The sequence below is a fragment of the Streptomyces sp. NPDC060035 genome (assembly GCF_042736635.1).
Classification (GTDB): domain Bacteria; phylum Actinomycetota; class Actinomycetes; order Streptomycetales; family Streptomycetaceae; genus Streptomyces.
In genome coordinates this window covers 34,213-51,786 of record NZ_JBHWVO010000041.1, presented here as the reverse complement: position 1 = coordinate 51,786, position 17,574 = coordinate 34,213, and the positions used below count along the sequence as shown (strand labels likewise).

The following is a 17,574-nucleotide window of genomic DNA, read 5'->3' as shown; positions in this document are numbered from 1 at the left end:
GGCCCGGAACCGTGTGTCACGGTTCCGGGCCCCTCTCACGTGCGTGCGCGTGTACGGGCCGGGTCAGACCTCGTAGTTCCGGGCCTCGGCGGCCCGGGCCTTCTGCGCGTCCTTGCGGGCCTTCTCGGCCTCCTCCTCCGCCTCCATCTCGGCGAACACGTCGATGGGCGGCGGCGCCTTGGCGAGGAAGACCCAGGTCAGATACACCGCGAGCAGGAACGGCGGGATCTTGAGTGCGACCAGCACCCAGCCGAGCTGCGTGGTGTCGGCCCACCAGTACAGCGGGAAGAGGACCGCGCACTTGGCGAGCAGGATCAGCCCCCACGCGTAGCTGGCCTTGGCGTAGGCCTTCTTGCGACCGGGGTTCCTGGTGCGCCAGGAGAGATTCTCCTTGAAGACCGGGCCCAGTATCAGGCCGATCAGCGGAACCCCGGCGAGGGTCGTGACGAGGTAGGCGAGCGCCAGGCCGAGCGTGTAGATCATGCCCGGCAGATAGAAGTCCTTGGCGTTGCCCGTCATCATCGCGAAGACCACACCGAAGGCCACGCCGAAGACGCCGCTGAAGGCGTGCTTGACGGTGTCCTTGCGGATCAGCCGTACGACGACGAGCACGAGGGACAGCGCCAGCGCGGCGATGGCCGAGGCCTTCAGGTCCTTGTTGACCGTGAAGATCGTGACGAAGAGCAGCCCGGGAAGGACTGTCTCCACCATGCCGCGCACGCCACCGAAGGCCTCGAAGAGCGCGGCTTCCGTGACCGCTTTCGCGTCGGCGTCCGGCTGGTCGGTGCGTCGGGGCTGGTCCGTGTCGGGCGTCGGCTTGTCGAGAGACGTCACCGGCTACTCCTTGCCGAGTGGTCGGAGTTCGTATTTGGGGTTGAACAGCACCCGGCGCCCGTGACTCATGGCGACGCGACCCGAGGCTATGAGCTTGCGGCCCGGCTCGATGCCGATGATGGAACGCCGGCCCAGCCAGACCACGTCGAGCGGCGCGGTGCCGTCGAAGAGCTCCGCCTCCAGGGCGGGCACTCCGGCCCGCGGGCGCAAGGTGACCGTCCGCAAGGTACCAGCCACTTTGACGATCTGGCGGTCCGAGCACTCGGAAATGCGCGTGCAGCCCGAGGCGTGCGTGTCCTCCTGCAGCTCCTCGGACTCCAGGTCCTCCTGGGAGCTGGACAGCCGGTCGAGCATGCGGCGGAAGCGGCCGGACGGCTTCTCGGCCCTGCCGGCCTTCTCGAATCGGGGAACAGCGCTCATACCCGAAGGGTACCGGTCTCCTGTGGTACGGGCTGGCCCTGGGGTTTCCACCCGAACGGGTGACCAAGGTCGCCCCCGAAGCCGGTCAGCCTCTCTCGAAGCGGTAGCCCATGCCCGGCTCGGTCACGAAGTGCCTGGGGTGCGAGGGGTCGGTCTCCAGCTTGCGGCGCAGCTGCGCCATGTAGACCCGCAGATAGTTGGTCTCGGTGCCGTACGAGGGCCCCCACACCTCCTGGAGCAGCTGCTTCTGGCTGACGAGCCGGCCGGCGTTGCGGACGAGGACCTCCAGGAGGTGCCATTCCGTGGGCGTGAGCCGCACATCGCGGCCCTCCCGTTGGACCTTCTTCGCCGCCAGGTCCACGGTGAAGCCCTGCGTCTCGACGATCACGAGGTCGTCGGCGCCGTCCTGGCCGACCGGTTCGGCCCTGCGTACCGCCGCGCGCAGCCGGGCCAGCAGCTCGTCCATGCCGAACGGCTTGGTGACGTAGTCGTCGGCCCCGGCGTCCAGTGCCTCGACCTTCTCGTCGGAGGTGTGACGGGCGGAAAGCACGAGGATCGGCACGCGTGTCCAGCCGCGCAGTCCCTTGATCACCTCGACGCCGTCCATGTCGGGCAGTCCGAGGTCCAGGACGACGACGTCGGGGTGGCGGGCAGCGGCGAGCTGCAGGGCGGTCGCCCCGTCGGGCGCCGCGTCCACCTCGTACCTGCGCGCCTTCAGATTGATCACGAGGGCGCGTACGATCTGCGGCTCGTCGTCGACCACAAGCACCCGGGTCATCGCGTTCCTGCCTTTCCGGAATATGTGTACGGGGTGGGGGTCTGCCCCGGGAAGTTCACGAGGTGACCTGAACGGGCAGGCCGGGGCCGGCCCGGACCTGTCCGCGTACCGCCTTGAGCGTGAGAACCATGGTGAGTCCGCCGCCGGGGGTGTCCTCTGCCCCGAGCGTGCCGCCCATGGACTCCACGAAGCCCCGGGCGACGGCGAGCCCCAGGCCGACTCCCGCGCCGCGCGGGGCGTCACCGTAGCGCTGGAAGGGCTCGAAGATGCGTTCCTTGCCCTCGTCGGGGACGCCGCGGCCGCGGTCGGCCACCCGTAGCTCGACGCGTTCGCCCAGGGCGCTCGCAGCGACCGTGACGCGTTCCTTGCCGGAGCTGTACTTGACCGCGTTCTCCACGATGTTGGCGACCGCCCTCTCCAGCAGCCCGGGGTCGACAGCGACCATCGGCAGCGTCTCGGGGATGTCGAGGTCGACGCTGCCCTCGGGGACCCCTCCGAGGGCCATCGGCACGACCTCGTCGAGGTCGATCTCCCGGATGAGCGGGGTGACCGTGCCGGTCTGCAGGCGGGACATGTCGAGGAGATTGCCGATCAGATGGTCCAGCCGGTCGGCGCCGTCCTCGATCGCTGCGAGGAACTCGGCCTCGTCCTCGTCGGACCAGGCGACGTCGTCGGAGCGCAACGAACTCACGGCAGCCTTGATGGCTGCCAGCGGGGTACGCAGGTCGTGGCTGACGGCGGCGAGCAGCGCGGTCCTGATCCGGTTGCCCTCGGCCAGCCGCCTGGCGGCCTCGGCCTCCCCCACCAGGCGCTGCCGGTCAAGGACCACCGCGGCCTGCGCCGCGAACGCTCCGAGCACGCGGCGGTCCTCGGCGGGCAGCACCCGGCCGGAGAGGGCGAGTGCCATGTTGTCGCCGACCGGCATGTCGACGTCGGCGTCGTCCGGCCGGGCCACCGGGGCGGGGCCGACGGATCCGGCGCAGGTCCACGGATCGACGTCGCTGGCCCGCTCCAGCAGGGCGACGGACTCCATGCCGAAGGTCTCGCGGACCCGTTCCAGCAGGGCGTCCAAAGCTGTCTCACCGCGCAGGACGCTCCCGGCCAGGGCGGAGAGGATCTCCGACTCGGCGCGCAGCCGTGCCGCCTGGTGGGTGCGGCGGGCCGCCAGGTCCACCACGGAGGCGACCGCGACGGCCACCGCGAAGAAGATCACGATGGCGACGAAGTTCTCCGGGTCCTGCACGGTCAGGGTGTGCGTGGGTGGTGTGAACCAGTAGTTCAGCAGCATGGAGCCGACGGCGGCCGAGGCGAGCGCGGGCGCCAGCCCGCCGAGCAGGGCCGCGGCAACGGTCAGGAAGAGGAAGAGCAGGACGTCGTTGGCGAGCCCGGGGCCGTTCTCCAGGCCGCGCAGGAGCAGCGTGAGCAGGGCAGGTCCGGCGACGCCGACCGCCCAGCCCCAGATGATCCGGGTGCGACCGAGCCGGGCGCCGCGGGCGATGGGCAGTCCGCGTCCCTTGGCGACCTCTTCGTGCGTGACGATGTGGACGTCCAGGTCGGGGCCCGACTCACGGGCCACGGTGGCGCCGACTCCGGGGCCGTAGATGTACTGCCAGGCCTTGCGCCGGCTGGAGCCGAGGACGATCTGGGTGGCGTTGACGCCCCGGGCGAATTCGAGGAGCGCCGAGGGTATGTCGTCGCCGATGACGTGGTGGAAGGTGCCGCCGAGGTCCTCGACGAGGGTGCGCTGGACCGCGAGCTCCTTGGGCGACGCGGACGTCAGTCCGTCGCTGCGGGCGATGTACACCGCGAGGATCTCGCTGCCGGACCCCTTGGCCGCCATCCGGGACGCGCGGCGTATGAGCGTACGGCCCTCGGGGCCGCCGGTCAGGCCCACGACGATGCGTTCGCGGGCCTGCCAGGTGGTACGGATGTTGTGCTCGCCGCGGTACTGCTGGAGGTACTCGTCGACCCGGTCGGCGACCCAGAGCAGGGCCAGCTCGCGCAGGGCGGTGAGGTTGCCGGGGCGGAAGTAGTTGGACAGGGCCGCGTCGACCTTGTCGGACCGGTAGATGTTGCCGTGCGCCATACGGCGGCGGAGCGCCTGAGGCGACATGTCGACAAGTTCGATCTGGTCGGCCCTGCGTGCCACCTCGTCGGGAATGGTCTCCTTCTGCCGTACACCGGTTATCGACTCGACGACGTCACCGAGCGACTCCAGGTGCTGGATGTTCACGGTGGAGATCACATCGATGCCGGCCTTCAGGAGCTCCTCGACGTCCTGCCAGCGCTTGGCGTTGCGTGAGCCGGGCACGTTGGTGTGGGCCAGTTCGTCCACCAGGGCGACGGCGGGGGCCCTCTCCAGGACTGCGTCGACGTCCATCTCCGCGAAGACCGCGGAACGGTACTCGATCTCGCGCCGGCGGATCTGTTCGAGGCCGTGCAGCAGCACCTCGGTGCGTTCCCGATCGTGGTGCTCCACGAACGCGACGACGCAGTCCGTGCCCCGTTCCACCCGGCGGTGCGCCTCGGACAGCATCGCGTACGTCTTGCCGACGCCTGGTGCCGCACCCAGGTAGATACGAAGCTTGCCGCGTGCCATGGCCCCATTGTCTTCTCTGAACCGGCCACCGCCGATCCGGCAGCCGCTTCAGAAGCTACCCCGATAATTTCCGGCATATGGGGCCAGGGGTGGGCGCGGGGTCCGTATTGACGGGATTCTGATGCGACCCCGGGCGTGCCCGCTGTTCACGCCCGCTCGGCGATGCGGCTGTCGCCGGGCTCCAGGACCCGGCCGGCGAAGCCGGGCGGACGGAGCGGCAGGGCTGAGGACCCGGCCGACGGGCTCATGGTGCGGATCGAGGACCTTCACCGTCGCCGCCGGTACGTGCACGGGGTACACACACCGGCAACGGCCGGTGGGCCGCACCCCGGTGAAGGGGTACGGCCCACCGGCCGAAAGAGGCTGTGCGAGTCGCTCAGCGCACCTCGGTGATCTCGGGTCCGCGCTGGAGGTGGCCCATGCCACCGGAGAACTTCGAGCTCTCCTGGTCCTCCTGCTGTACCTCCGGCACCATCTGGGCGTCGTTGGGAAGCTTGAGGACGATCGGGTCGCGCGGGGCCATCGGGCCGTCACCACGGACGACCACGGTGTCCCGGAAGATCGTCTCCAGGAGTCCGGCCGCCTCCGGCTGCACGGCACCCTGACCGGAGATCACTCCGCGCAGGAACCAGCGAGGTCCGTCGACACCGATGAAGCGCACCAGCTGTACGCCGTTCTTCCCGTCGGGGAGCTGTACGGGGACCTGCGCGCGCAGCTCCCAGCCCAGCGGGCCCTCGACCTCGTCGATGATCCCGCCCTGCTGGGTGATGCCCGAGGCGATCTCCTCACGGACCTCGCCCCAGATGCCCTCCCTCTTGGGAGCGGCGAAGGCCTGCAGCTGGACCGCGCTGTCGCGCAGCACGACGGTGGCGGCGACGATCGCGTCACCGGCGACCTCGACCCGCAGCTCCATGCCTTCGACTCCGGGCACGAAGATGCCGCCGAGGTCCACACGGCCCTCGCCGGGCTGGGAGACCTCGGAGCTGTCCCACGGCCCGTCCGGCCTGGGGGCAGGCGGAAGGTTCCTCCGGCGCGAGCCGGCCGCGGCCCCATCGAGCTCGTCGGCGACCTGCTCGGCCTCGCGCGCTTCGTCCGCCGTGTCCTCGGCGGAACCACTGTTCTTGCGACGTCCGAACACGTCACTGTCCTTCCCGGTCGGATACGACCGAAGCGTAGCTGTTCCCACCCTGGGTGTTACCGCCCCTGACGCTGTCCACGGCGGCGTGACCGCCGGTGGACCCGAAGCCCCCCTCGGCCCGCGCCGAACCGGGGAGTTCCGCCACCTCGTGGAAGCGCACCTTCTCGACCTGCTGGACGACCAGTTGGGCAATCCGGTCGAACCGCTCGAACCGCACGGTCTCGCGTGGGTCGAGATTGACCACGATTACCTTGATCTCCCCACGGTACCCGGCATCTACCGTCCCTGGGGCATTCACGAGGGCCACTCCGCAGCGGGCTGCGAGGCCGGAGCGGGGGTGCACGAACGCCGCGTACCCGTCGGGCAGCGCGATCGACACCCCGGTCGGGAGCACCGCCCGCTCGCCGGGGGCGAGTTCGGCAGCCAGGGTGGTCACCAGATCGGCACCGGCATCGCCCGGGTGTCCGTACGCGGGAATCGGCACGTCCGGGTCGACCCGGCGGATCAGTACGTCGACGGGGTGGCGCATCAGGGGTTCACCTCGAAAGCACGGGCCCGCTTGACCTGGTCCGGGTCGGCCATCGCCGCCCGGATCTCCTCCGGCCGGCCGTTGTCGATGAAGTGGTCCATCTTGACCTCGATGAAGAGGGCCTCGGCACGGACCGCGACGGGCCCCTCGGGGCCGCCGATCCGGCCTGTGGCCCGGCAGAAGATCTTCCGCCTGTGCACGGCGGTGACTTCGGCATCCAGGAAGAGCACGGTGTCCACCGGTACCGGCCTGACGTAGTCGGTCTCCAGCCGTCCGGTCACCGCGATCACCCGCAGCAGCCAGCTCAGCGCGCCGAGCGTCTCATCCATCGCCGTGGCGAGCACACCACCGTGCGCGAGCCCCGGAGCACCCTGGTGGGCGGGTCTCACGGTGAATTCGGCGGTGACGCTCACGCCCTCTCCGGCCCGTGCCTGGAGGTGCAGCCCGTGCGGCTGCTCACCGCCGCAGCCGAAACATTGCTCGTAGTGCGACCCGAGGAGCGTGCCCGGTGCCGGGGCATCGGGGTGCCGGTCCGGCTTCAAGGCGTCGGCAGGGGGTGTCAGACCTGTAGATGTTCCACTCACAGGCGCAGACCTTACCCGCGCGGCCGATCGCAGGTCGCGCCGTGCCAAGCTTGGCTTCATGCAGCCTTCCGCACCGCCCTTCGACGAACGTCTCACCGCACCCCGCTCGTGGTGGCTCATCGCCTTCGGAGTCGGCGTCGCCTGTGCCCTGATGCTCCTGCCGCTCGGCACGCTGCCCATGCTCGGCGGCCTGGCCGGCGGCACGGCCGCGGCGGCCGTGGTGGTGAGTTCGTACGGCTCGGCACGCGTCCGGGTGATTGCGGGCGCCCTCGTCGCGGGCGAGGCACGGATCCCGCTGTCGGCGCTCGGCGACGCCGAGGTGCTGGACGCGGAGGAAGCACGCGCATGGCGCTCGTACAAGGCGGATCCCCGCGCCTTCATGCTGCTGCGCAGCTACATCCCGACCGCGGTGCGGGTGAAGGTCACGGATCCGGACGATCCCACGCCCTACGTCTATCTCTCGACCCGGGAGCCGCAGGCTCTGGTGACCGCCCTCGCGGGCGTACCCGCCTGAGGTCTACTGGCCCGGATCGTCGAGCCCCTTCGGCAGCTCCTTCGCGGGCACCGGGGGCTGCTCCAGCGGGGGAAGCTCGGGAAGCCGGTCCCAGGTGACCTGCTGCTTGCGCAGATCGCTCCTGACCCGGTCGGCCAGCTTTCTTGTGTCCCGGCGGTTCATCATCGCGCCCACTGCCGCGCCGATCATGAACGGAATGAGATTGGGCAGGTCACGCACCATGCGCTTCATGATCTGCTGACGCAGTTCGCGCTTCATCTGCCCGCCCAGCGCCGCGTTCAGCGTGGTGGGGCGTGAGACGTCGATTCCGCGCTCCTCCGTCCAGGACGTCAGATACGCGGTACTGCGCTGCCCGAGGTTGCCCGGCGGGCGTCGGCCGTAGACCTCGTGGAGCTCGGCGACGAGCTTCATCTCGATGGCTGCCACGCCGGTGATCTCGGCGGCCAGCTCGGCCAGCATGGCGGGTGGTACGGGCATCATGGCCGCCGCCCCGATACCTGCGCCGACGGTGGCGGTGGCGTTGCACGCGCCCGCGACGAGCTTGTCGGCGAGCTCTTCGGGACCCAGCCCCGGAAACTGCTTGCGCAGCGTGGCCAGGTCGCGCACAGGGACGCGGGGAGCCGTGTCGATGATCCGGTCGGCCAGCCGGCCGACTACTGCTCTGGTGCTCTCCCCGCCCTTTCGTACGCCCCGTTTCAGTTTTCCCGGACGGCCTGCCCCGGTCGTGGGCCCCGTCGTGCCTTCCTGGCCGGGCAACTCCGGCGATCCTGCTGCCCGGACTGCTTCGAGCGAGGCCGACCGGCCCCGCTCGTCGTCAGACGAGCCGGGAGAGGCCGGCAGGGCGGCCGGATGCTCGGCAGGAGTGCTTGCGCCTTCTGCCGGGCCTGTGCCGCCCTGATACGCCTCCGACGACTTCGTGCGCCGCAAGCGCCGCTTCCGGAACGGTGTGTCGCCTGCCACGGCCGACCTGCCTCAGTCGCAGTCGCGGCAGATGGGCTGGCCGTTCTTCTCGCGGGCCAGCTGACTCCGGTGGTGCACCAGGAAGCAGCTCATGCAGGTGAACTCATCGGCCTGCTTGGGCAGGACCCGCACGGCCAGCTCTTCGTTGGACAGGTCTGCGCCGGGCAGCTCAAGTCCCTCTGCCGCGTCGAACTCGTCCACGTCGACGGCGGATGCCGTCTTGTCGCTCCGACGAGCCTTGAGCTCTTCGAGGCTGTCCTGGTCCACGTCGTCGTCGGTCTTGCGTGGGGTGTCGTAATCCGTTGCCATGTCGCTCTCCCCCTCTTGGGTGTCTGCGGTGTCTCAGCGCACGTAACGCGTGAGAGGCCGGACTTGTGCCCGACCTGAGGCGGAGATTTTGCCTCACATCAAGGTCTGTTACTCGATCGACACCCAACCGGATCTCCCTGGGGCGATCAGCTTGGGTGGCGATGGGGACCGTACACGGTCCGAATGCTGCTGTTCACGGGTGCCACCCCGTGTACTTCCCGTGATATCGACCCCCGGAAACCCGGACGTTTCCCGGCTTTCCGGCAGAGACGTGATCACCGAGAGTAGAAGGACCGAAAATGGCTCCTGTGATCGATCACACAGGGAGTAAACGGGACGTGCGCCCGAAAATTCCGCCCAAAGCGAACAGAGCGATCCAATGCGGCTTCACACCGCGAAGCCTCTCAGACCGGCAGGGTGACGCGCATCACGAGACCACCGCCCTCGCGGGGCTCCGCGATGATACGGCCTCCGTGTGCCCGCGCGACGGACCGCGCGATCGACAGGCCGAGCCCCACCCCCTTGTCACTGCCTGTACGTTCCGTGCGCAGCCGCCTGAACGGCTCGAAGAGGTTGTCGATCTCGTAGGCAGGCACTACAGGACCTGTGTTCGAGACCACCAGGAGCGCCTGGCCGGGCTGGAGCTCCGTGGTGACCTCCACCCAGCCGCCCTCCGCCACGTTGTAGCGCACGGCGTTCTGTACGAGGTTCAGCGCGATCCGCTCCAGGAGGACACCGTTGCCCTGGACGACGACCGGAGCCCGCTCGCCGCGGATCTCCACCGCCTTCGCCGCGGCCTCGGCGCGGGCCTGGTCGATGGCGCGGTCGGCGACCTCGGCGAGGTCCACCGGTTTGCGCTCGACGATCTGGTTCTCGCTGCGGGCGAGCAGCAGCAGGCCTTCGACCAGCTGCTCGCTGCGCTCATTGGTGGCAAGGAGTGTCTTGCCGAGCTGCTGGAGCTCCATAGGGGCCTCCGGGTCGGAGAGGTGCACCTCCAGCAGGGTGCGGTTGATCGCGAGCGGCGTCCTCAGCTCGTGCGAGGCGTTCCCGACGAATCGCTGCTGCGCCGTGAAGGCCCGCTCCAGGCGGTCCAGCATTTCGTCGAAGGTGTCGGCGAGCTCCTTCAGCTCGTCGTCCGGGCCGTCCAGCTCGATCCGGCGGGACAGGTCCGTTCCGGCCACCCGGCGTGCGGTGCGGGTGATCCGGCCCAACGGGGACAGGACGCGGCCGGCCATGGCGTAGCCGAAGGCGAAGGCGATGATGCTGAGGCCCACGAGGGCCAGCAGCGAGCGGTTCAGCAGGGAATCGAGCGCCTGCTGTCGCTGCTGGTTGACGCAGGCGTTCATGGCGGCGTTGAACGCCTCCGGGCTCGCCTTCTTCGGCAGTGCGCACACCTCACTGGTGACCTGGCCGTTCACGATCTGGAACGGCAGGTCGCTGCCCACGTTCAGGGCCTGTGCGGCCAGCATGTAGATGATCGAGAGCAACAGAATGCCCGCGATCAGGAACATGCCCCCGTAGAGCAGCGTGAGCCGTATCCGGATGGTCGGGCGCAGCCAGGGGTACGGCGGCTCCTGCGGCTTGGGCTCCCAGGTCGGTTTCGGAGGCGCCTTCACGGGCGCCGGGGAGGCTGGCACCGGGCGCTCAGATCCGGTATCCGGAGCCGGGCACGGTAACGATGACAGGCGGTTCCCCGAGCTTGCGGCGCAAGGTCATCACCGTCACGCGCACCACGTTGGTGAACGGGTCGGTGTTCTCGTCCCAGGCCTTCTCCAGCAACTGCTCGGCCGAGACGACCGCGCCCTCGCTGCGCATCAGAACCTCGAGCACGGCGAATTCCTTCGGGGCGAGCTGGATCTCCTGCTCGTCCCGGAAGACCTCGCGCCGGTTGGGGTCGAGCTTGATGCCGGCCCGCTCCAGAACGGGCGGCAGCGCGACCGTGGTGCGGCGCCCCAGGGCCCGTACCCGCGCGGTCAGCTCACTGAAGGCGAAGGGCTTGGGCAGGTAGTCGTCCGCGCCGAGCTCCAGACCCTCGACCCGGTCACTGACGTCCCCGGACGCGGTGAGCATGAGGACCCTGGTGGGCATACCGAGCTCGACGATCCTGCGGCAGACGTCGTCGCCGTGCACCAGCGGGAGGTCCCGGTCCAGCACGACGACGTCGTAGTCATTGACCCCGACGCGTTCCAGGGCCGCCGCTCCGTCGTAGACGACGTCGACGGCCATGGCCTCCCGGCGCAGCCCGGTGGCCACCGCATCGGCGAGCAGTTGCTCGTCCTCGACGACGAGTACGCGCACGGCGCAGTCCTTCCCTAGATCTCCAGAAATACGGCGAGCGGCCCTCGTTCCGGCCGCTCGCTGCACGTCAGCGGCACCGACTGTGCGCGTCCATCCTGCCCGTAACGCGCATAAACCGGCGGTAAGGCGACGCGGCCCGGCCTGCGGCTCCCGGGAATTCATCGGATTCCCAGGCCAGTTGAGGTTTCTCCGGCATGCGGTCCGGGGAGGACGATTTCACACCCGCGATCACGCCATGCACGTGGCGTACCACAGCCCGCCCTGCTCCCAGAGGGATTGCGTGATCACCCGCCCTCCGGCCGCTGGCCGGAGGAATCCCGGGCACACCCCCGTGCCACCGACCCACGATGAGGGGGCGCTCCATGGACGCTTTCACCGCAGGTCTGCTGCAACGAATCAAGACCACCGAGTCCGACCTCACGAGGGCTCGCGAGACGGGCGACGACTTCCTCGCGGATGTTGAGCAGGGAGAGCTGGACGACCTGCACCGCCTCGCCGCCGAGCACGGCGTCGAAATCGGCGCCACAAGCGTCTGAGCCGCCACGAGAGGGCCCCGGAGCCGATTACGGCACCTCGGGGCCCTCCCGTACGTCTGCGCCCGCCCGGGCGCCACCAGTGGCCTTCGCGCCGGCCTCAGTCGTGCCAGGCTCCCAGCTCCTCCAGGAGTGCCTGCAGCGGCGCGAAGACGCCCGGGGTCGCGGCGACGGTCAGGTCGCGGTCCGCCGGGAGCCCCGGCCGGCCTCCGGTGAGCGCTCCGGCCTCGCGGGCGATGAGATCACCGGCCGCCAGGTCCCACGGGTGCAGTCCGCGCTCGTAGTAGCCGTCGAGCCTGCCCGCTGCGACATCGCAGAGGTCGACCGCGGCCGATCCGCCGCGCCGGATGTCGCGCAGTTTCGGGATCAGCTGCTGGGCCACGGCGGCCTGGTGGGTGCGTACCTCGGTGACGTAGTTGAAGCCGGTCGATACGAGGGCCTCGCCGAACGGCGGGGCGGGGCGGCAGGTCAGGGCCTCACCGTTCAGGTACGCGCCGCCGCCGAGCACCGCGTGGAACGTCTCGCGGCGCATCGGGGCCTCGACCACGCCGACGACCCGCTCGCCGTCGCGCTCGGCAGCGATGGAGACGGCCCAGGTGGGCAGCCCGTAGAGGTAGTTCACCGTGCCGTCGAGCGGATCGATGACCCACCGGATGCCGCTGCTGCCCTCGGCGCTGGCGCCCTCCTCGCCGAGGAAACCGTCGCGGGGGCGCCTCTCGGAGAGGAAGCCTGTGATGAGCTTCTCCGCCCGGATGTCCATCTCGGTGACGACATCGATGGGACTGGACTTCGTCGCGGCCACCCCCAGGTCGGCCGGGCGGCCGTCACGCAGCAGGGCTCCGGCCCGGCGGGCCGCCTCCAGGGCGAGGTCGAGCAGTTCGGACAGGAAGGGGTCGGTCACAACGCTCCAGGGGTGTTCCGGCCGGCTGGCATACCGGGGTCTCAGGCATACGGGCTGTCGGCGCCCGCAGCTGCGGGCCTGGGGGTCCTGGCCGGACAGCACCCGGCCGGGCAGAGGTCGTGGGAGGCGCCGAGGGCGCCCAGGACGCACCGTTCCACCGGGCTCCCCTGTTCGGCGGCGGTGCGCTCCACGAGGAGCTCGCGCACGGCCGCTGCGAACCTGGGGTCCGCGCCGACCGTCGCGGACCGGCGGACCGGCAGCCCCAGCTCTGCGGCCTTCGCGGTGGCCTCCGTATCGAGGTCGTACAGGACCTCCATGTGGTCCGAGACGAAGCCGATGGGGGCCATGACGACCGCGGGGACACCGGCGCCGTGGAGCGTCTCCAGGTGGTCGCAGACATCGGGTTCCAGCCACGGGATGTGCGGGGCGCCGCTGCGCGACTGGTAGACGAGCTGCCACGGGTGGTCGATTCCGGTCTCCTCGCGCACCGCGTCGACGATCACCCGGGCGACGTCGAGGTGCTCCGCCACGTAGGAGCCGCCGTCACCGTGCGCCTCCACCGGGCCCGAGGCGTCGGCCGCGGATTCCGGGATGGAGTGCGTGGTGAACGCGAGGTGGGCACCCGCCCTGACATCGTCGGGGAGGTCCGCCAGCGAGGCCAGCACACCGTCCACCATGGGCCGCACGAAGCCGGGGTGGTTGAAATAGTGCCGGAGCTTGTCCACGCGCGGCACCGGAAGCCCTTCGGCCTCCAGGACGGCCAGCGACTCGGCAAGGTTCTCGCGGTACTGGCGGCACCCCGAGTACGAGGCGTAGGCGCTGGTGGCGAGGACGGCGATACGACGGTGGCCGTCCGTGATCATGTCGCGGAGCGTGTCGGTGAGGTACGGCGCCCAGTTGCGGTTGCCCCAGTACACCGGCAGATCGAGGCCGTGCTCGGCGAAGTCCTTGCGCAGCGCGTCGAGCAACGACCTGTTCTGCGCGTTGATCGGGCTGACGCCGCCGAACAGGAAGTAGTGCTTGCCCACTTCCTTCAGACGTTCTTCGGGGATGCCCCGGCCCCGGGTCACATTCGCCAGGAACGGGACCACGTCGTCCGGGCCTTCGGGGCCGCCGAAGGAGAGCAGCAGCAGGGCGTCGTAGAGAGCGGGATCGCGCAGATCGGACATGCACCCGATCCTGCCACCCGCCTCCGGCACGGCGAAAGCCGACATCGGTACCGGTCCCCGGGGCCTGCAACCGCCCGTAAGCTGTATCAGCCATCTATACGCCTGACAGGCTTCATCGGAGCTCCCCTTGCCCAGCCCCTACCGCGCCATCTTCGCCGCCCCCGGCACCAGGGAATTCTCGGCGGCAGGATTCTTCGGCCGGATGCCGCTGTCCATGATGGGGATCGGCGTGGTGACGATGGTTTCCCAGATCACCGGCCGCTACGGGCTCGCCGGTGCACTCTCGGCGACGCTCGCCATGGCCGCGGCCGTCATGGGGCCGCAGATCTCCCGGCTGATCGACCGGTACGGGCAGCGCCGTGTCCTGCGCCCGGTCAGCATGGTCTCGGTCGCGGCGGTCGCGGGGCTCCTGATCTGTGCTCAGCAGCGGCTGCCGGACTGGACCCTTTTCGTCTTCGCCGCAGGGGCCGGCTGTGTCCCGAGCGTGGGTTCGATGGTCAGGGCACGCTGGGCCGAGATCTACCGGGGTTCCGGCCGTCAGCTGCACACGGCATACGCCTGGGAGTCGATCGTCGACGAGGTGTGCTTCATCTTCGGGCCGATCATCTCCATCGGCCTGTCCACCGCGTGGTTCCCGGAGGCCGGGCCGCTGCTCGCAGCCGTGTTCCTGGTGATCGGCGTCTTCTGGCTGACGGCCCAGCGCGCCACCGAGCCGAGACCGCATCCCAAGGAGCACCACTCGGGCGGTTCGGCGCTCCGCTCGACCGGCCTGAAGGTCCTGGTGGTCACCTTTGTCGCCACGGGCGCGATCTTCGGAGCGGTCGACGTGGTGACGGTGGCCTTCGCGGAGGAGCGCGGCCACAAGGCGGCGGCCAGCCTCGTACTGGCGGTCTACGCGCTCGGCTCGTGTCTCGCCGGAGCCGTCTTCGGCCTGCTGCACCTCAAGGGGAAGCCGTCCACGAGATGGCTGGTGGGGGTCTGCGCGATGGCCGTGAGTATGATCCCCCTCCAATTGGCCGGGAGCCTGCCGTTCCTGGCCGTGGCGCTCTTTGTCGCGGGTCTCGCCATCGCACCGACGATGGTCACCACCATGGCCCTCGTCGAACAGCACGTACCGCGCACCCAGCTCACCGAAGGCATGACCTGGACCAGTACCGGGCTCGCTGTCGGAGTGGCGCTCGGCTCCTCCGCCGCCGGCTGGGTGGTCGACGCCTCCGGGGCCGAGGCGGGGTACGCGGTGCCCGCCGTGGCGGGAGCGCTCGCGGCCGCGGTGGCGTTCCTGGGGTATCGCCGGCTCGCCGAGCCGGTTCCTACGGGAGGGCGCGGGGAAGATGACCGACACCTACGCACGGACGACGAACACGTGGCGTAACTGGGCAGGCAACGTCACCGCCCGGCCGGTACGGGACGTGTCCCCCGCTTCCGTCGACGAGCTCGCCGAGGTCCTCCGCAGGGCGTCCGAGGACGGCCTGACGGTGAAGCCGGTCGGCACCGGTCATTCGTTCACCGCGGCAGCGGCGACCGACGGTGTGCTGATCCGCCCCGGTCTGCTCACCGGGATCCGGGAGGTCGACCGTACGGCGATGACGGTGACCGTCGAGGCCGGCACCCCGCTCAAGCGTCTCAACACCGTGCTCGCCCGCGAGGGACTGTCGCTCACCAACATGGGCGACATCATGGAGCAGACGGTCGCCGGGGCCACCTCCACCGGCACCCACGGCACCGGCCGCGATTCGGCGTCCATCTCCGCACAGATCCGCGCGCTGGAACTGGTCACCGCGGACGGCAGGGTGCTGCGCTGTTCGAAGAGCGAGAACCCGGATGTCTTCGCCGCCGCCCGGATCGGGCTCGGCGCACTCGGTGTGGTCACCGCAATCACCCTCGCGGTTGAGCCGGTCTTTCTGCTCAGGGCACGCGAGGAGCCGATGACCTTCGACAAGGTCACAGCCGACTTCGATCAGCTGGTCGCCGAGAACGAGCACTTCGAGTTCTACTGGTTCCCCCACACCGGCAACTGCAACACCAAGCGCAACAACCGCAGCGCGGGCCCTGCGGATCCGCCCGGAAGGATCAGCGGCTGGATCGAGGACGAGCTCCTCTCCAACGGGATATTCCAGGTCGCCTGTTCGGTCGGCCGGGCCGTCCCGGGGGCCATCCCGTCCCTCGCCAAGCTCTCCAGCCGTGCCCTGTCGGCCCGCACGTACACCGATGTCCCCTACAAGGTCTTCACCAGTCCCCGGCGGGTGCGCTTCGTCGAGATGGAGTACGCGCTGCCGCGCGAGGCTGCGGTCGAGGCGCTGCGCGAGGTCAAGGCCATGGTCGAGCGCTCACCGCTTCGGGTCGGCTTCCCGGTCGAGGTCCGGACGGCGCCCGCGGACGATATCGCGCTGTCCACGGCCTACGGCCGCGAGAGCGCGTACATCGCCGTGCACCTGTACCGCGGCACCCCGCACGGGACGTACTTCACGGCTGTCGAACAGATCATGACGGGCTATGCCGGCCGCCCGCACTGGGGAAAGATCCACACCCGGGACGCCGACTATCTGGCGGGGGCCTACCCGAGGTTCGGCGAGTTCACCGCCGTACGCGACCGTCTCGACCCGGACCGGCTGTTCGCCAACGACTATCTGCGGCGCGTTCTCGGCGACTGAACCCCGGCGGTGCGGGGGCCGCCGGATTGTGAACCGGCGGTGCGCGGACCGGCCGTACAAGGACTGCCCGTTCGCGGACCGCCCGTGCAGTGCCCGCCCGTGCAGGGACCGTCCGTTCGCGGAGAGTCGGTCACCGGCCGGTGCCCGTGCCGGCGGTGGCCCCGTCCTCCTGCTCCGGGGTGTCACCGGAACCGCTCGGGTCAGGTGCGGCCGGAACACCGTCGCCGGGCGCCGTCGGGGTGGCGGTGGGACCCGGGGTTGCGTCTCCGGCGGGGGCGGAAGGTGCGGTGCCGGGGTCTGCCGACGAGCCTGCACTGTTGTCCGGAGCCGGGTCCGGGGCGGCGCTCCGCCCCTCGCCCTCGTCCGTCCCGGGCGTGGTGCCGCCCCCGCTGCCCGGCTCGCTCCCCCGGTCACCGTCCTGCTCCTCGCCGGTGCTGCCCGACGGCTTCGGAGCGGTCGTTCCCGTGTCGCGCTCGCCGCGTACGACGGAGCCGACGGTCGTTCCCCCGCCGCCACTGAGGTCGTTGCCCGAGACCAGTTCGTAGGCGGTGATACCGGCCATCGACAGGGCGAAGACGGCGACCGCTGCGAGCACCGAGCGCCGTCGGCCCCGGATCCGGGTGCCGTGTGTCCGGGCGTCCGAGTACGCGTCGGGGCGGACCGCCCCGAGCAGCTTCGTGGGGTCCGCGTCGGCCCTCAGCAGCTGCGTACGCCCCGGGTCCGACTTCACCGTGCGCAGGATCGTCGTCGCGTCGTCACCCTGCCGCAGGACCGTCGTCGCATCGTCACCCGGCCGCAGGACCGCCTCCGGGGCCGTCTCCCGCGTGTGTACGGCCACCTGACGGCCGGCCGGATGCTTCGTCTGGACCGTGACTTCGCGGATCTGCTCACCCGTGCGACGGAAGAAGTGCTGGAAGACCGAGCCCCCGCAGGTGGCGACGACACTCATCACGCCCGCGCCGGCAATCGTTCCGTACACACCCAGCTGCGAAGCCATCACCGCCGCGGCAACCGCGGCCACGGCGCTGCCCGCAACCTGCGGCAGGCTCAGATCTATGCGCTTCTGCCCGGGTTCCGCATCCCTTTGCGGCTTCTGAACCATTACCAGCCCTTGATTCGACAACTACCCCACCCTGCACCAAGAAGGGACATATGAGCGAAGCGAATAGTTCCGATTCTGGAGATTGTGTGAAGCAGCACACTCATTGAGGGCATATCACTGACAACCGGGTAGCCCAACTCCCGTGCCCGGCGAGAACTTCGGCGGCGCGCCGGTCCACCCACGTGGCCCGAATGGAGTACTGTGGCGAGCCCTGGGGCCGGACTCCCACATGGGTATCCGGGACCTGCGGAAGGG

18 protein-coding genes are annotated in these 17,574 nt (G+C 70.0%); 4 read left to right on the top strand and 14 right to left on the bottom strand.

The window, feature by feature from the left end; all coding sequences use genetic code 11:
• Positions 1-63 precede the first annotated feature (63 nt).
• The 7 genes from ACFWBQ_RS35715 to ACFWBQ_RS35685 form a co-directional block, all read right to left on the bottom strand.
• Positions 64-834: a DUF3159 domain-containing protein gene (locus ACFWBQ_RS35715; RefSeq protein WP_385507246.1), complete on the bottom strand. Its 771-nt coding sequence runs from the start codon at positions 832-834 to the stop codon at positions 64-66.
• A gap of 3 nt (positions 835-837) precedes the next feature.
• A complete protein-coding gene (locus tag ACFWBQ_RS35710; protein ID WP_385507244.1) occupies positions 838-1,254 on the bottom strand; it encodes an OB-fold nucleic acid binding domain-containing protein in 417 nt (138 codons plus the stop codon).
• An 85-nt stretch (positions 1,255-1,339) separates the two neighbouring features.
• Positions 1,340-2,032 (bottom strand): response regulator, encoded by a 693-nt coding sequence (locus ACFWBQ_RS35705; RefSeq protein WP_385507243.1) that lies wholly within the window; start codon positions 2,030-2,032, stop codon positions 1,340-1,342.
• Positions 2,033-2,087: 55 nt separating this feature from the next.
• Positions 2,088-4,631: a DUF4118 domain-containing protein gene (locus tag ACFWBQ_RS35700; RefSeq protein ID WP_385507241.1), complete on the bottom strand. Its 2,544-nt coding sequence runs from the start codon at positions 4,629-4,631 to the stop codon at positions 2,088-2,090.
• A 376-nt stretch (positions 4,632-5,007) separates the two neighbouring features.
• A complete protein-coding gene (locus ACFWBQ_RS35695; RefSeq protein ID WP_385507239.1) occupies positions 5,008-5,769 on the bottom strand; it encodes a DUF3710 domain-containing protein in 762 nt (253 codons plus the stop codon).
• A 1-nt stretch (position 5,770) separates the two neighbouring features.
• Positions 5,771-6,298 (bottom strand): dUTP diphosphatase, encoded by a 528-nt coding sequence (dut, locus tag ACFWBQ_RS35690; RefSeq protein ID WP_385507237.1) that lies wholly within the window; start codon positions 6,296-6,298, stop codon positions 5,771-5,773.
• Positions 6,298-6,882, bottom strand: coding sequence for a PaaI family thioesterase (locus tag ACFWBQ_RS35685; protein WP_385507235.1), 585 nt, complete (start codon positions 6,880-6,882; stop codon positions 6,298-6,300). The genes dut and ACFWBQ_RS35685 overlap by 1 nt, the downstream gene beginning before the upstream one ends.
• Positions 6,883-6,940: 58 nt before the next feature.
• Here ACFWBQ_RS35685 and ACFWBQ_RS35680 point away from each other — a divergent pair, with 58 nt between their 5' ends.
• Positions 6,941-7,396, top strand: a complete 456-nt coding sequence (locus tag ACFWBQ_RS35680) for a DUF3093 domain-containing protein (protein WP_385507233.1) — start codon at positions 6,941-6,943, stop codon at positions 7,394-7,396.
• Between the two features lie 3 nt (positions 7,397-7,399).
• Here the strand turns inward: ACFWBQ_RS35680 and ACFWBQ_RS35675 are convergent, their stop codons facing one another.
• The 4 genes from ACFWBQ_RS35675 to ACFWBQ_RS35660 all read right to left on the bottom strand — a co-directional run bounded on the left by ACFWBQ_RS35675 (position 7,400) and on the right by ACFWBQ_RS35660 (position 10,963).
• Entirely contained in the window at positions 7,400-8,356 is a 957-nt protein-coding gene (locus tag ACFWBQ_RS35675; RefSeq protein ID WP_385507230.1) for a hypothetical protein, read from the bottom strand.
• A gap of 12 nt (positions 8,357-8,368) precedes the next feature.
• Positions 8,369-8,665, bottom strand: a complete 297-nt coding sequence (locus ACFWBQ_RS35670; RefSeq protein WP_003965732.1) for a DUF4193 domain-containing protein — start codon at positions 8,663-8,665, stop codon at positions 8,369-8,371.
• A gap of 404 nt (positions 8,666-9,069) precedes the next feature.
• A complete protein-coding gene (locus ACFWBQ_RS35665) occupies positions 9,070-10,302 on the bottom strand; it encodes a sensor histidine kinase (protein ID WP_385507227.1) in 1,233 nt (410 codons plus the stop codon).
• A 7-nt stretch (positions 10,303-10,309) separates the two neighbouring features.
• A complete protein-coding gene (locus ACFWBQ_RS35660; protein WP_073721987.1) occupies positions 10,310-10,963 on the bottom strand; it encodes a response regulator transcription factor in 654 nt (217 codons plus the stop codon).
• Between the two features lie 362 nt (positions 10,964-11,325).
• On the opposite strand from ACFWBQ_RS35660, the gene ACFWBQ_RS35655 reads away from it, so the two are divergent.
• Positions 11,326-11,499: a hypothetical protein gene (locus ACFWBQ_RS35655; protein WP_164992724.1), complete on the top strand. Its 174-nt coding sequence runs from the start codon at positions 11,326-11,328 to the stop codon at positions 11,497-11,499.
• 97 nt (positions 11,500-11,596) lie between these two features.
• Here ACFWBQ_RS35655 and ACFWBQ_RS35650 read toward each other — a convergent pair whose 3' ends face one another.
• Together ACFWBQ_RS35650 and ACFWBQ_RS35645 are read right to left on the bottom strand one after the other, a co-directional pair.
• Positions 11,597-12,397: an inositol monophosphatase family protein gene (locus tag ACFWBQ_RS35650; RefSeq protein WP_385507222.1), complete on the bottom strand. Its 801-nt coding sequence runs from the start codon at positions 12,395-12,397 to the stop codon at positions 11,597-11,599.
• Between the two features lie 41 nt (positions 12,398-12,438).
• Positions 12,439-13,566, bottom strand: a complete 1,128-nt coding sequence (locus ACFWBQ_RS35645) for a ferrochelatase (RefSeq protein WP_385507219.1) — start codon at positions 13,564-13,566, stop codon at positions 12,439-12,441.
• A 127-nt stretch (positions 13,567-13,693) separates the two neighbouring features.
• On the opposite strand from ACFWBQ_RS35645, the gene ACFWBQ_RS35640 reads away from it, so the two are divergent.
• Positions 13,694-14,938, top strand: a complete 1,245-nt coding sequence (locus tag ACFWBQ_RS35640) for an MFS transporter (protein WP_385507217.1) — start codon at positions 13,694-13,696, stop codon at positions 14,936-14,938.
• Positions 14,898-16,217 carry a D-arabinono-1,4-lactone oxidase gene (locus ACFWBQ_RS35635; protein WP_385507215.1) on the top strand — a complete coding sequence of 440 codons (1,320 nt, stop codon included), beginning with the start codon at positions 14,898-14,900 and terminating at the stop codon, positions 16,215-16,217. The genes ACFWBQ_RS35640 and ACFWBQ_RS35635 overlap by 41 nt, the downstream gene beginning before the upstream one ends.
• Positions 16,218-16,347: 130 nt before the next feature.
• Here the strand turns inward: ACFWBQ_RS35635 and ACFWBQ_RS35630 are convergent, their stop codons facing one another.
• A complete protein-coding gene (locus tag ACFWBQ_RS35630) occupies positions 16,348-17,319 on the bottom strand; it encodes a hypothetical protein (RefSeq protein WP_385507213.1) in 972 nt (323 codons plus the stop codon).
• Between the last annotated feature and the right edge of the window lie 255 nt (positions 17,320-17,574).

What these genes read in the sequence shown, in the direction of transcription:
- ACFWBQ_RS35710 (WP_385507244.1), bottom strand. Translation starts at nt 1,254, where the DNA reads ATGAGCGCTGTTCCCCGATTCGAGAAGGCCGGCAGGGCCGAGAAGCCG.
- ACFWBQ_RS35705 (WP_385507243.1), bottom strand. Translation starts at nt 2,032, where the DNA reads ATGACCCGGGTGCTTGTGGTCGACGACGAGCCGCAGATCGTACGCGCC.
- ACFWBQ_RS35700 (WP_385507241.1), bottom strand. Translation starts at nt 4,631, where the DNA reads ATGGCACGCGGCAAGCTTCGTATCTACCTGGGTGCGGCACCAGGCGTC.
- dut (WP_385507237.1), bottom strand. Translation starts at nt 6,298, where the DNA reads ATGCGCCACCCCGTCGACGTACTGATCCGCCGGGTCGACCCGGACGTG.
- ACFWBQ_RS35680 (WP_385507233.1), top strand. Translation starts at nt 6,941, where the DNA reads ATGCAGCCTTCCGCACCGCCCTTCGACGAACGTCTCACCGCACCCCGC.
- ACFWBQ_RS35670 (WP_003965732.1), bottom strand. Translation starts at nt 8,665, where the DNA reads ATGGCAACGGATTACGACACCCCACGCAAGACCGACGACGACGTGGAC.
- ACFWBQ_RS35655 (WP_164992724.1), top strand. Translation starts at nt 11,326, where the DNA reads ATGGACGCTTTCACCGCAGGTCTGCTGCAACGAATCAAGACCACCGAG.
- ACFWBQ_RS35645 (WP_385507219.1), bottom strand. Translation starts at nt 13,566, where the DNA reads ATGTCCGATCTGCGCGATCCCGCTCTCTACGACGCCCTGCTGCTGCTC.
- ACFWBQ_RS35635 (WP_385507215.1), top strand. Translation starts at nt 14,898, where the DNA reads ATGACCGACACCTACGCACGGACGACGAACACGTGGCGTAACTGGGCA.
- ACFWBQ_RS35630 (WP_385507213.1), bottom strand. Translation starts at nt 17,319, where the DNA reads ATGGTTCAGAAGCCGCAAAGGGATGCGGAACCCGGGCAGAAGCGCATA.